Raw genomic sequence first — 12588 nt, 5'->3', positions numbered from 1 at the left:
TTACTTTGCGTAACACATCATGCGTTTCCCGTAGCCCGGCGGACATGCGGGGTGGCCGGAAGCGGCGCTTCCGGGGCGGCGGACGTAGCGCATCACCGGCCCCGCGCAGGACGTGGAACGCCCTCGGCAGTAGGGCATTTGCCTGAGCCCTTCGCGTATCACGGGCCCTCGGGCGGGGCACGCGACTGGTTCGCTTGAAGGAGGCGGTGAGACGGCGGGCGCGTACGGCGCAGCCGCGGTCCCGCCGTACGCACTTGGCGCGTGACGCGCCTCAACCGACAGCGCTATCAGAGGAGTTGGGTATTCGTGAGCAGGGTGCTGTACGTGCATGCCAAGGGCGGCCCCCCGGTGGGGCACGCCCTGTCGCGGGTGGCCGCGAGGGCCGCGGTGCACCTGCTGGCGCTCAGCGAGCTGCCGTCCGCCGTGGCGGCGGACGCCGGCGGACTGTGCGAGTCGGTCGTCACGATCGAGGATCTTCCCGGTGCCGACCTCGTCGGCCTGATCGCCGGACGGGCGCGCGAGGTCGGCGCGGACGCGGTGGTCACGTTCTCCGAGTACGCGGTGGTCGCGGTCGCCGAGGCGTCCCGGCGGCTCGGGCTGCGTGGCGCGGGACCCGCCGCGGCGCTGGCCCGCGACAAGCGGCTGATGCGCGCGGCGTGGGAGCGCCGCGGGATACCTCAGCCGAGGTTCCGCTCGGTCACGAACGCCGCCGAACTGGACGCCGCGGCGGCCGAGTTGTCGTACCCCCTGCTGCTGAAGGCCGCCTGGAGCGCCGGTTCGACGGCGCACCAGATCATCGAGGCGCCCGAACAGGCGCGGGAGGCCTGGCGGCGGTCGCGGGCGGTGATGACGGAGTCGGCGCTGCTGGGGTTCGCGGAGCTCCATGTGGCGGGCGCCGGCGAGGACTTCATCGTCGAGGAGATCGTCAGCGGCTGTGCCGGCGAGTGGTTCGACGGCTCGGGCTGGGGTGACTACGTCAGTGTCGAGGGCGTGGTCGTGGACGGCGTGTTCCGCCCGGTGTGCGTGAGCGGGCGGATGCCGACGGTGGCACCGTTCACGGAGCGCGCCGGCATCACCCCGGCGGCGCTCGGCGGTGACGCGCAGGACCGGATCGTGGCACTGGCCCGGCAGGCCGTCGAGGCCCTGGACCTGGAGAACTGCGGGACCCACACGGAGATCAAGCTGGGCTCGGACGGCCGGATGTGGGTCATCGAGACGGCGGCGCGGTTCGGCGGCGCGATGACGGTGCCGCAGATCGAGGAGGTCTTCGGGCTCGACCTGGTGGGCCTGTTCACCGACCAGCTGCTCGGCCGCGCCCCCGAGTGGCCGGCGCGGACCCTGACCGGCGAGGACGCCGACGGCGCGGCCGGTTCCCTGGTGGTCCTCGCGGTGGACGGTGACGGCGCTCCTTGGGAGCGGCGCCATCTGTGGGACCCGGCGGCGGTGCTGCGCGGCGCGCCGATCGGCGTGGGCAGCTCGCTGTCCGTCGTCCACGAGAACTCCCTGCCGCAGGGCACCCCCGTACCCGTCTACGACCCGGCCGCCGGCGCCAACACCATGGCGGGGCTGTGCCTGTTGTCGGCCGACCGGCCGCAGTCGGTGGTCCGCGACCTCACCGCGCTGGTGGACGCCCTGCCGCGCATCCTGCCCGCGCACGCCGGCGAGGGGGTGCGGGCATGACCCTCGCACTGGACTCCACGGACGTGCCCGACGCGGCCGGCGACCGGACGGTGGTCGGGGCCAACCTCTCGCTGCCGCTGTTCCGCACCCTGTCCGGGGTGCTGGCCGGGCATCCCTACCTGAAGGTGGTGGTGGACCGGTCCGAGGACACCTGGCACCTGCTGGACACCCGGGTCCACCCCTTCCACGTCAACTACATCGCGACCCGTGTCCTCGGCCTGACGCTGGACCAGCTCGACGCGGACCTGGACGCGTTCAACGCCTCCGTCTACACGGACCCCGAGCGGCGGTTCCTGCTGGGCGTGCTGTCCCTGCACACCGACGAGGAGGCCGACGGCGCCGAACGGCCCTTCCTGGTGCTGGAGACGACCGAGGCGGACACCATGCACGGCGCGCTGCTGGAGGAGTTCTACAGCTATGTGCGCGGCCGGGTGGACGGACGTCTGCCGCTGCTGCTGAAGCCCGCCAACCACGGGCAGGAGCACGAGCTGTCCCACGTCAGCGAGACGCGGGTACCGCGCATCCTCAGCCACGAGCTGTTCGGCAACCGGACCCGTACCTGCCTCAACCCGGGCGAGGCGCGCGGCAGGCTGCGCTACTTCCGCACGACGGCGGAGTACGAGAGCGCGGCCGGGGAGCTGGGCTGGTCGGACATCGTCGCGATGCCCTGTCCGCCCGACGACGTGCCGCGCGTCGCGGGGATCATCAACACGGCCCCCATCACGCCGCTCTCCCACACCAACGTCCTCGCCTCGGGCTGGGGCATCCCGAACGCGATCGTCCGCGACCTCGACGACGTCGTGCGGCGCGACGGGCTCGACGGCGCGTGGGTGCGCTACCGCGCCCAGGAGGACGCCGTCACCCTGGAACGGCTGTCCCGCGCACCGGCCCTGACCAGGCCCGCCTGGCACCAGCAGCGGATCCGTCTCGAGGCGCCGTTCCTGGAGGACGCCCCGGTCCTCGCGCTGCACCGGCTGCGCGGCGCCGACCGGGACAGTTACGGCACCAAGGCGGCGAGCCTCGGGGAACTGCACCACGTCCTGGACAGCCGCACCGCGGACCTGACCGCGTTCTACGCGCGTCCGCGTCCGCCCCGGCCCGACCTGCTCGGTCATCTGGCCGCCCGGCTCGGCGAGCCCGGCGCGTCACCGGAGCGGCTGCGGGCCGCGGCGGCGGCACGGGTGGCGGAGACGGTCCGCGCACCCGAGGGCGTGGCGCTGCCGTTCCGGCTGCACCACCTCTTCCTGACCTCGTCGCCCGCGCTGCAACAGGGCATCGGCAAGCTGAAGATGGCGCTCGAACTGGAGGCGTTCGACGTGATCGACTCCCTGGCGCTCAGCCTCCAGCAGCTGACGCGCACCACGCCGATGCCCGACGAGGTGGAACGCGCGATCACCGCGTCGGTGGCGCCGCTGTCGGCCGACGGACGCCGTCTGGTGGTGCGTTCCTCCTCCAACGCCGAGGATCTGCCGGGGTTCTCGGCCGCCGGGATCTACGACTCGGTCACCACCGTACGCGGCACGGACCAGCTCATGGACGCCGTGCGGCAGGTGTGGGCGTCGCTGGTGTCGCCGCGCAGTGTGCGTCTGCGGCACCAGGCCGGCATCCCGCTGGACGACACCTACATGGGGGTGATCGTCCAGGAGTACGTGCCGGCCGGCCTCGGGGGTGTGCTGGTGACCTGCAATCCGACCCGCCGCGAGGACTTCCGCAACGTGTACATCAACTGCGCGCCGGGCTCGCCCGAGCGGGTGGTCGACGGCACGATCCTGCCGCAGCAGTACCTCTACAACACCGTGGAGGGCGGCGGACGCACGGTCGACGTCGGTTCGTCGGGCGAGGACCTGCCGGCCGCGACACGCGCCGCGCTGGCCCGACTGGCCCTGGCCGGGCGGCTGTTGCAGTCCCACTTCGGCGCGGACGACCCCGACGGCGCCCTGGACATCGAGTGGCTCATGACCACCGAGGGGGCGTTCCGCCTGGTCCAGGTCCGCCCCTACTCCCGGTGAGGCCCGGAATGCCGATCCTGCGGTCCACCCCACCGGCGCCGCTCCCGAGTCCGGCCGCGCGGCGCGTCATCCGCCTGAACAACGGGTTCCAGCTCCTGTTCAACCTGCTCTGGTGGATGCCCGTCTTCTACGCCTACCAGCGGGACGCGGGCCTGTCCGACGACCAGATCTTCGGCATCCAGAGCATCTACTACATCGCCTTCTGTCTCTTCGAGATACCGACCGGGGTCGTCGCCGACCGCATCGGCGCCCGCAACTGCCTGAGTGCCGGCGCGGTGGTCATGACGGCGGCCAACCTGGCGCCGGTCCTGTCCCCGTCGTACCCGGGCTTCCTGGTGCACTTCCTCGCCATCGCCGCCGGGCGTTCGCTGACGTCCGGCGCGGCCAGCGCCTATCTGTACGACGGGCTGCGGGCCGAGGGGGCGCAGGCCCACTATCTGCGGGCCGAGGGCACGGCCCGGGCCCTCGGTCTCGCCGCCAAGGTGGTGTGCTGGCCGCTGGTCGGCCCCCTGATGATGCTGGCGCCGCAGACCCCTTACGTGCTCAGTGCCGCGAGCGCGGCCGGTTCCCTCGGCTGCGCGCTCGCCCTGCCGCGGCTCGCCGCACCGGGGGGCGGGCCGGTACGCCCGGGTGCCCGGGCGCGTCGCGACGGGAGCCTCCTGCGCGACACGCGGGCGGCCCTGCGCGCCCTGCGGTCGTCACCGTGGCTGGCCCTGCTCATGGTGCAGGGCGTGGCCGTGTTCACGCTGTCCCGGATCTGCCAGGTCAACCTGTTCCAGCCGGTGCTCCTGGAACACGGCATCGGGGAGAACGCGCACGGCGGGGTGCTCGCGGCGATGACGGTCGCGGAGGCGGTGACCTCGGCCCGTCCCCAGTGGCTGGGCCGCCGGCTGCCGCCGGTGGTGTGGGTCTCCCTGCTGAGCGTGGCGCTCGCCGGGACGCTCGCGGGCACGGCCGTCGGCGGGCCCTGGGCCGTGGTGGCGTTGTTGTGCGCGTTCGCCGCGATCACCGGGTTCGTCTATCCGGTGCAGCGCAAACTCGTCAACGACGCCATCCCGGCGGACGCGCCGAGGGCCACCCTGCTGTCGGTGGAGAGCATCGTGGACCGTGGCGTGTGCGCGCTCGCCGCCGTCGCCGCGGGCGCCTATCTGGCGGCGGGCCGGCTCGACGCGCTGCTCTGGCACAGCGCCGCGGTCACCTGCGTGCTGATGCCGGTGCTCCTGCTGGCGCTGCGCCGCGCGCACACGCGAAGTGACCGCCCGGGCAAGGCAGGTGCGCCCGGCGCGCGAACCGCACCGCCCGCGGAGGAGCCGGTGGCGCTGCCCGTCGACGAGGGTGCCGCGCCCCGCCCCTGAGCCGGGCGCGGCACCGGAAGCCGGCCGGCCATTCCTTTACTCGGTTGCCGATCAGGTAGGAAACTGGTGCGCGCCCGTGCCAGTCCGGCCTCGCGAGACGGTGCCCCCCCCCACCCCGGCTCCCCGTTCGGTGAAGGACGCCCATGCGACGCTCCACCCTGATCACCCGAGCCCTCGGCGGCGCCGCCCTGGCGTGCGCGGCCGAGGCACTGTCCCTGGTCTTCCTGCGCTACGACGCGCCCGCGCCGCGCTGGGACATCCTCTCGGCCCTCGGTGCGGCCCTGGTCACGGCCGGCGGATGGGCGCTCGCCGGCCGCGCGGCGCCCAGGCTCGACCCGGACGTGCCGTCGGCGCCGCGGCAGGTGCCGTCGGCGCCGGGAGTGCCGCCGCCGCCCCGCCGGCTGCCCCTTCCCGCGCGTCAGGCGGGCCGTACGACGGGCGCCGTCCTTCTCCTGCTGACCCCGCTGGTGCTCACCCGGCTGGCCGCCGGTTCGGGCGGGGTGCTCTCCGGAGTGGTGATCGTCCTCGCCTCCTGGTCCGTGCGGGAGGAGCACGACCCGTCGATCGCGTGAGCGGGCGGCACGACGGGGGTCTTTGCGGCGGGGCGGCTCAGGCGGGCCGGCTCGTCAGGTGCCGCTGGATCCAGTCGGCGGCGGTCCTGCGGAAGAGGCGCCGGTTGTCGGCCCGGCGGAAGTCGTGTCCTTCCTGACGAAGCATCAGGACCTCGGCCTCCAGACCTCGTTCCCGTGCCGCCCGCACGAACTGCCGTGACTCCCCCACCGGCACGTTGGTGTCGTGCTCCCCGTGCACGGCGAGCACCGGCACGCGCAGGGCGTCGACACGGCTCATCGGGGAGAGGGACCGCAGCAGTTCGTGGTCGCGTTCGGGGTGCCCGTACTTGTGGGCGGCCGACTCGGCGATCCACGGTTCGGTGCCGGCGAAGAACGTGGTGAGGTCGGACATCCCGCAGACCGCCACGCCGGTGCGGAAGAGCTCCGGATGCCAGACGAGGGACGCCATCGTCAGATAACCGCCGTAGGAGCGGCCCATCACCGCCAGACGCTGCGGATCCGCCAGGCCCGCCACGACGACGTGGGCCGCGCAGGCGGCGACGTCCTCGATCGCGGCGAACCGGCTGGTGCCGAGGTCCGCGTCCACGAACGAACGGCCGTATCCGGACGAGCCGCGCACGTCGGGGGCGAAGACGTCGAGTCCGCGGCCGAGCAGCTCGTGGTAGAGGGTCTGCAGGACGGGGCGCTCCTGCTCCTCGGGACCGCCGTGCAGGTGCAGCACGCAGGGGGCCGCCTCGCCCGGGGAGCGGCCGGGCGCCCTGTAGTACCAGCCGCCGAGGGCCAGCCCGTCCCGGGCGACGGGGCGGACCGGAAACGGCTGCACGGGTGCGTGGCCGGCGTCGGGGACCGCGTCCTCGTCGCGCGAGGACCAGGGGGTGCGCAGGGCCGAGGCGTGGGGCAGCCACCACACGCCGGGACGGCGCCGTGATCCCGACAGGGCCACGACGGGGCCGTCCGGGTCGGGGGCGGGCGCGAGCCGGGTGACCACCTCGTGGGGCAGCGGGATGCCGCGGGAGGTCCCGGCCGATGGCGGGGCGGAGCCTCGCAGGGGGGCCGGGCCGTCCCCGTCGGGGGCGGTCGCGGGCAGTTCGGTGACCTCCAGCTCGCTGACCCCGCGCACGTTCCAGGACAGCACGGCGTGCCGCCCGTCCCGGTGCAGACTGAGCAGCTCCAGGTCGCAGTCGGGGCGCGCGGCGACCGGCCACTGCGCCAGCCGCTGTCCCTGCCGGCCCAGCCGCACCGCGAGGAGCGCCGCGAACTCGCGGTCGCTGTCGCTGCGCAGCCACAGGGTGCGGCCGTCCGGGGCGAAGCCCCCGATCCACGGATCGCCGTCGGCGGCGCGGACGGCACAGGTGACGGCCCGGTCCCGGCGGCGGACCACGAGCGCCTCGCGCCGGCCGCGCGGACCCCGGCGCAGCAGGGCGAACCTGCCGTCCCGGCTGAGCCCGCAGACGCGGAGGGTCGGTGCCCCCGCCTCGCTCGCCACCAGCACCGGCGCGGTCGCGCCCTCGGGGTCCACGAGATAGGCCGCCAGCGCCCTGGGGCCGGGTTCGCGCGCGGGCGACGCGCCGGGCCCCCGGAGCACGGTCACGTCCCCTCCCTGCGGGGCGCCGAGCGGCGGTCCGCCCAGCAGCACCGCGCGGCCGTCGCGGCCGGCCCAGCCGCCGGTGTGGGCGGGTTCCGGAAGGTCCGCCAGGGGTCCGTCGGGGCCGGGCCGGCTCCGGCCGGCGGGCGCGGGTTCGGTGAGCGTCACGGCGATCGCCGAGCCGTCGTGCGTCCAGCAGCCCAGGTAGGCGGAGGCGCCGGGCTCGCCGCCGGCCAGCAGCCGGCGCCCGGTGCCGTCGGGGCGCACGCACAGGACCCGGGTGAGTTCGCCGCCGCCGGGGGCCGTGGTGTAGGCGATCCAGCGCCCGTCCGGCGACCACGAGACCTCGGTGACCGGGTCCGGGTCGGCGTCCAGCAGCCGTGCCTCCTCGCCGTCCACCGGGCCGGTCCACAGTTGCGGCACCCCGGTCCGGTCGCAGATGAAGGCGACGTGGCGGCCGCCGGGGTCGACGGAGGGGTACCAGCAGCCGTGCGCGGTCAGCCGCTGCGGTACGTCGTGCGCGGCGGCGGCGTCGGTGAGGAGCACCGGCTCCGGCGCCGGACGGGCCGCCGCCGTGCCGCCCCCGGCCGGCTCGGCGTCGGCGCCCGTGAGCATGCTCGGGGAGTCCGCCGGAGGTGCCCCCGCGGGCCGCCGTCCACCGCCGCGGGGCCCGGTCGCCGTGGCGGTGCCCGCGCCCGGCGGCGCCGGCACCCACGTGTCCGGGCCGGTCGCGGTCAGCGGATTCCGTGCGTCTGCAGCCATGTCTCCAGCAGCGCTACCTGCCACAGTGTGTTCGCTCCTCGCCTGGTGCGGTGCGCGTTGGGTGCTTCGAGCAGTTCCGCGACGTACTCCTGGCGGAAGACGCCGCGCTCCTTCGCCTCCGGCGCGGTGAGGGCCTCGCGGACCCGTTGCAGCACCGGACCCGCCATGTGCTTGATCGCCGGGACCGGGAAGTAGCCCTTGGGCCGGTCGACGACCTCCGCCGGGAGGACTCTGCGCCCGGCGGCCTTGAGGATCCCCTTGCCGCCGTCGGCGAGCTTCAGCCCGGGCGGACAGGCGGCGGCCAGTTCGACCAGCTCGTGGTCGAGGAACGGGACGCGGGCCTCCAGACCCCAGTCCATCGTCATGTTGTCCACGCGCTTGACCGGATCGTCGACCATCATCACCTGGGTGTCCAGCCGGAGGTCTGCGTCCAGCGCGGTCTCCGCGCCCTCGGCCGCCATGTGGGCGCGCACGAACTCGGCGGAGACGTCCCGCCCGGCCAGCATGCCGGGCTCCAGGATGCGGGCGAGCTCGCCGTGGGACCGGTCGAAGTAGGTGTCGATGTACGCCTCGGCGGCCTGCCGCCGGGGCACGCCGGACATCGCCGGGTACCAGTGGTAGCCCGCGAACACCTCGTCGGCGCCCTGGCCGCTCTGGACGACCTTCACCTCCTTGGCGACCTGCTCGGACAGCAGGTGGAAGGCGACCACGTCATGGCTCATCATCGGTTCGCTCATCGCGAGCACCGCCGACTCCAGCGCCCCCGGGATGCGGTCCGACGCCACCAGGAGCTGGCGGTGCGCGGTGTCGAAGTGCCGGGCGACCAGGTCGGAGTAGTGGAACTCGTCCCCCTCCTCGCCGCCCTCGGCCTCGAACCCGACGCTGAAGGTCGCGAGATCGTGCTGCCCCTGCTCGGCCAGCAGGGCGACGATGAGGCTGGAGTCCAGCCCGCCGGACAGCAGGACGCCGACCGGGACGTCGGCCACCATCCGGCGGCGCACGGCGGTGCGGAGCGCGTCCAGCACGGCGTCCGTCCAGTCCTCGGCGTCCAGGGCGGCGAACTCGGGCCGGCGGGTGTGCGACGGCTGCCAGTAGCGGTGGTCGTGCTGGGTCCCGTCGGGCTCGATGACGCGCACCGTGGCCGGGGGGAGCTTCTGCACGCCGTTGAGGACGGTGCGGGGCGCGGTCACGGTGGCGTGCCAGCTGAAGTACTGGTGCAGCGCGACGGGGTCCAGGGAGGTGTCGACGCCGCCGCCCGCCAGGAGGGCGGGCAGCGAGGAGGCGAAGCGCAGCCGGTCGGCGGTCCGCGTCAGGTAGAGGGGCTTGACGCCCATCCGGTCCCGGCCCAGTACGAGCCGCCCGCTGTCCAGCTCGACGAGCGCGAAGGCGAACATGCCGTGGAAGTGCCGGACGCAGTCGGTGCCCCACTGACGGTAGGCCTTGAGCACGACCTCGGTGTCGGAGTCGGAGAAGAACTGGTGGCCGAGCGCCCGCAGTTCGTCGCGCAGCTCACGGTAGTTGTAGACGCAGCCGTTGAAGACGCCCGCGATCCTGGAGCGCGGGTCGGTCATGGGCTGCGCGCCGTCCTCGGAGAGGTCGATGATCTTCAGGCGGCGGTGGCCGAGCGCGACGGCCCCCTGGGACCACACACCGCGGCCGTCGGGGCCGCGGGACGCGAGCCGGTCGGTCATCCGCTCCACGGCGGCGACGTCCGGCCGCTCCCCGTCGAGACGTATCTCTCCACTGAGTCCGCACATCAGCTGGTCCTCCGTCCCCCGCCCGTGCTCCGAGCGGGCTCCGGGGGGCTCGCGCCCCGCCCGTGCCGCGCCCCGGGCGGGCGCGTGGGCGCGGCACGCCCGGGTCGGTGGTGTTCGGGGGCCGGGGGATGCGGCGAGGTGTGCATGGGGACGTGACTCTCCTAGATCGACGGATGGGGCGTCCTGGTCGGCCGGGGCTCCGGAGCGGCTCGTGGGGCTGGGTGCCCGGGGCCGCCGCAGACCGGGCGGGCTCAGGCGCTCCGGACCGGCGCGGCGGTGCCGTGGCCGGGGACGGGTGCTCCGACGGGGTCCCACCACGCGGTGGGCCGGGCCGGCCGCGCCGACGGACGGCCCGCCGGGCGCTCGCCGCGGGTCTCGGCCGTCAGCATGTCGACGCCGGCGAGCAGGCCTCCGGTCCGGGCGACGCGGCGCAGCCGGTGCGCGGCGCTCCCGAGGGCCAGTGCCTCCTCCATGAGCGCGTGCACGGTGTCCCAGTCGCCGGACGCCTCCAGCGCCGGACGCAGCCGGGCCCGCATGCCGCGCAGCACCGTTCCGGCGGGCGCCGCGCTGCGGCTTGCGGGATCGACGAGCTGGCCCTCCAGACCGGACCGCGCGGCCCGCCAGGAGGCGGCGCGCAGCCAGTCGTGGCGGCCGTCGCACAGGGGGCCGTCCGCCTGTGCCAGGCGCTCGCAGGCGTCGCGGACCAGGGCCCGGAAGAGGCCCGCGACGAGTACGACGGTCTCCACCCGCGGGCAGGCGTCGCAGATGCGCAGTTCGAGCGTGCGCTGATGGGCCGACGGCCTGACGTCGTGGTAGACCATGCCGGCGTCGCTGATGACGCCCGAGCGGATCAGTTCCTCGAGCGAGCTGTCGTAGTCGGCGGCGTCCCGGTGGCAGCCGGCCGGTCCGGCGGTCGGCCACCGCTGCCACAGCATGGTCCGCCAGCTCGCGTACCCGGTGTCGGACCCCAGCCAGTACGGCGAGCTGCCCGACAGGGCGAGCAGCGGCGGCAGCCAGGGCGAGACCAGGCACATGGCGCGGACTGCGGTGTCCCGGTCGGGGACGTCGACGTGGATCTGCGCGCTGCAGATGAGCTGTTCGTCGGCGACCATCCGGTAGTCGTCGACCATCCGCTCGTAGCGGGCGTCGGCGGTGACGTCCAGGGGGCGCACACGGGCGAGCGGCACGGTGCCCGCGGCCACGACGGCGAGGCCGAGGCCGGCGGCCGCCGACTCCAGCCGCAGCCGGGTCGAGGAGAGGTCGGTGTACAGCTCCTCGAGCGTGCCGTGTACGCCGCTGTTGCTCTCCACCACCGACCGTTGCAGCTCGGTGGTGAAGCCCGGTCTGGCGAGACGCCCTATCAGTTCAGCGGCGCGTGGGACGAGTCGGCCGCTCTCCACGTCCAGTACATGGAACTCTTCTTCCGCTCCGAGGCGTGGTGTCACGACTTCTCCCCTGCGAGTGGACCACAGCCGCCGGTGCGCTGACGTGGCAGTCCGCACCGGCCGGTTGACGCGGCCCGGGTTCCCTGATCAGTCGGTGTCAATCAACTCGTCCTGCACATCTGACTCTCGTGTTTCACATGTGAGCGCACACGTGTATGGCGCGCCCATCGGTCCGAAGCGGGCGTCGGGTCGGCCGGGTTAGGCCGGATGCCGTGTGTGGATGCGTGCGGGGTTCCCGCGCCCGAGGATCCTGATCATGCGGAAATCCACTGTTACCGGGTCCGTCCCGGGGTCCACCGCTCGGCGGCTGCGGCACGGCGGTGCGCGGCACGCCATATGCGCGGCCCTCGCCTGCGGTCTGCTGCTGGGAGCGACGGACGCCTGCGGCACCGGTGAGCCGTCGAGCCCGGGCGGCGCGCCGGGCACGAACAACCCGGCGATGTCGCCCTCTCCCCCGGCGTCCGTGGGCTCGCGCCTCCCGGGGGTCGGGGACCGGATGTGGCAGCAGGTGCCGGCCGCGTCCCGCCAGGTCGTGGTCGTCTACGGCGATCGCCGCGACTCGCCCGACAGCCTCCTCGTGCTCTACGAGAGGGGGGCCGCGGGCTGGGAGCGGACGGCGGCCTGGCCCGCGCACAACGGCAGGCTGGGCTGGACCACGGACCACCGCATGGACGACGAGCGCACTCCGGTCGGCGTGTTCGGCCTGACCGACGCGGGCGGCACGCTCGGCAACCCCGGCAGCCGCCTGCCGTACTGGCACGACGACCATGCCTTCGCCTCCACGATCACCGATGACGAGGCACACGCCCACGACTTCGACTACGTCATCGCCATCAACTACAACCGGCTGGTGGGCGCCCCGCCCTACGACTGGTCCCGGCCCGACGGGGTGGAGAAGGGCGGCGGCATCTGGCTGCACCTGGACCACGGGGACGGAACCTCCGCCTGTGTCACGGTCCCGGAGTCCGGCATGCGGACCCTGCTGCGGACCCTTGATCCCGGCGACCACCCCGTGGTCGTGATGGGGGACCGGGAGCGCCTCATGTCCTGAGCGGGTCAACGGGGGCCGTCCTCGTCGAGCCGGGCGAGCCCGTCCCGCCAGCGGCGGCGGCGTTCGTCCCCGGACTGCTCCCACCAGGGTGTGCCGCGTTCGCCCAGCGCGACCTTCGCGCGGTGCACGCGTGCGCGTGCCGTCCGCTCGGCACCCGGGTCGCCCGCGGAGGTCGCGGACCGTACCGCGCGGCGAGCCGCCATGAGATGGCTTCGGAGGCGGGCGGCGGCCTCCTCGGGCAGCGACGGGTCGGTCGCACGCCAGCGCCGCCCGCCGATGACGACGAAGTGTCCGTCGGGCGTCTTCTCCTGTGACTGCTGCGCGTCCACACCGTCGATTCTGCCCGCAGTCGGCCCCGTCGGCCCCCGGACG

9 protein-coding genes are annotated in these 12588 nt (G+C 74.4%); 5 read left to right on the top strand and 4 right to left on the bottom strand.

All coding sequences use genetic code 11. The features are described from left to right. The first annotated feature begins 306 nt into the window (after positions 1–306). From ACWCPN_RS12820 to ACWCPN_RS12805, 4 genes are all read left to right on the top strand, one after another. Positions 307–1680 carry an ATP-grasp domain-containing protein gene (locus ACWCPN_RS12820; RefSeq protein WP_451204810.1) on the top strand — a complete coding sequence of 458 codons (1374 nt, stop codon included), beginning with the start codon at positions 307–309 and terminating at the stop codon, positions 1678–1680. Further along, the gene (locus tag ACWCPN_RS12815; protein ID WP_451204808.1) at positions 1677–3689 is read left to right on the top strand and encodes a PEP/pyruvate-binding domain-containing protein; all 2013 of its coding nucleotides are present in this window, start codon (positions 1677–1679) and stop codon (positions 3687–3689) included. The genes ACWCPN_RS12820 and ACWCPN_RS12815 overlap by 4 nt, the downstream gene beginning before the upstream one ends. An 8-nt stretch (positions 3690–3697) precedes the next feature. Continuing rightward, positions 3698–5044, top strand: coding sequence for an MFS transporter (locus ACWCPN_RS12810; protein ID WP_451204806.1), 1347 nt, complete (start codon positions 3698–3700; stop codon positions 5042–5044). A gap of 143 nt (positions 5045–5187) precedes the next feature. After that, the gene (locus tag ACWCPN_RS12805; protein WP_451204804.1) at positions 5188–5616 is read left to right on the top strand and encodes a hypothetical protein; all 429 of its coding nucleotides are present in this window, start codon (positions 5188–5190) and stop codon (positions 5614–5616) included. A 37-nt stretch (positions 5617–5653) separates the two neighbouring features. On the opposite strand, the gene ACWCPN_RS12800 is transcribed toward ACWCPN_RS12805, so the two are convergent. The 3 genes from ACWCPN_RS12800 to ACWCPN_RS12790 all read right to left on the bottom strand — a co-directional run bounded on the left by ACWCPN_RS12800 (position 5654) and on the right by ACWCPN_RS12790 (position 11165). After that, positions 5654–7963 (bottom strand): prolyl oligopeptidase family serine peptidase, encoded by a 2310-nt coding sequence (locus ACWCPN_RS12800; protein WP_451204803.1) that lies wholly within the window; start codon positions 7961–7963, stop codon positions 5654–5656. Then, positions 7936–9720 (bottom strand): N-acetylglutaminylglutamine amidotransferase, encoded by a 1785-nt coding sequence (locus ACWCPN_RS12795; protein ID WP_451204801.1) that lies wholly within the window; start codon positions 9718–9720, stop codon positions 7936–7938. Before ACWCPN_RS12795 ends, ACWCPN_RS12800 begins: the two co-directional genes overlap by 28 nt. Positions 9721–9971: 251 nt before the next feature. After that, the gene (locus tag ACWCPN_RS12790) at positions 9972–11165 is read right to left on the bottom strand and encodes a carboxylate-amine ligase (RefSeq protein ID WP_451204800.1); all 1194 of its coding nucleotides are present in this window, start codon (positions 11163–11165) and stop codon (positions 9972–9974) included. A gap of 256 nt (positions 11166–11421) precedes the next feature. Here ACWCPN_RS12790 and ACWCPN_RS12785 point away from each other — a divergent pair, with 256 nt between their 5' ends. After that, positions 11422–12216, top strand: a complete 795-nt coding sequence (locus ACWCPN_RS12785; protein WP_451204798.1) for a L,D-transpeptidase family protein — start codon at positions 11422–11424, stop codon at positions 12214–12216. Between the two features lie 5 nt (positions 12217–12221). Here the strand turns inward: ACWCPN_RS12785 and ACWCPN_RS12780 are convergent, their stop codons facing one another. After that, the gene (locus ACWCPN_RS12780; protein WP_451204796.1) at positions 12222–12545 is read right to left on the bottom strand and encodes a hypothetical protein; all 324 of its coding nucleotides are present in this window, start codon (positions 12543–12545) and stop codon (positions 12222–12224) included. Between the last annotated feature and the right edge of the window lie 43 nt (positions 12546–12588).

The sequence above is a fragment of the Streptomyces sp. NPDC002386 genome (assembly GCF_053593175.1).
Note: the sequence above shows the minus strand (reverse complement) of the source record. Positions and strands in the feature narration are given on the sequence as shown.

Bases quoted from the DNA above. Each gene is read 5' to 3' on its own strand.
- ACWCPN_RS12815 (WP_451204808.1), top strand. From the start codon at position 1,677: ATGACCCTCGCACTGGACTCCACGGACGTGCCCGACGCGGCCGGCGAC.
- ACWCPN_RS12810 (WP_451204806.1), top strand. From the start codon at position 3,698: ATGCCGATCCTGCGGTCCACCCCACCGGCGCCGCTCCCGAGTCCGGCC.
- ACWCPN_RS12805 (WP_451204804.1), top strand. From the start codon at position 5,188: ATGCGACGCTCCACCCTGATCACCCGAGCCCTCGGCGGCGCCGCCCTG.
- ACWCPN_RS12800 (WP_451204803.1), bottom strand. From the start codon at position 7,963: ATGGCTGCAGACGCACGGAATCCGCTGACCGCGACCGGCCCGGACACG.
- ACWCPN_RS12795 (WP_451204801.1), bottom strand. From the start codon at position 9,720: ATGTGCGGACTCAGTGGAGAGATACGTCTCGACGGGGAGCGGCCGGAC.
- ACWCPN_RS12785 (WP_451204798.1), top strand. From the start codon at position 11,422: ATGCGGAAATCCACTGTTACCGGGTCCGTCCCGGGGTCCACCGCTCGG.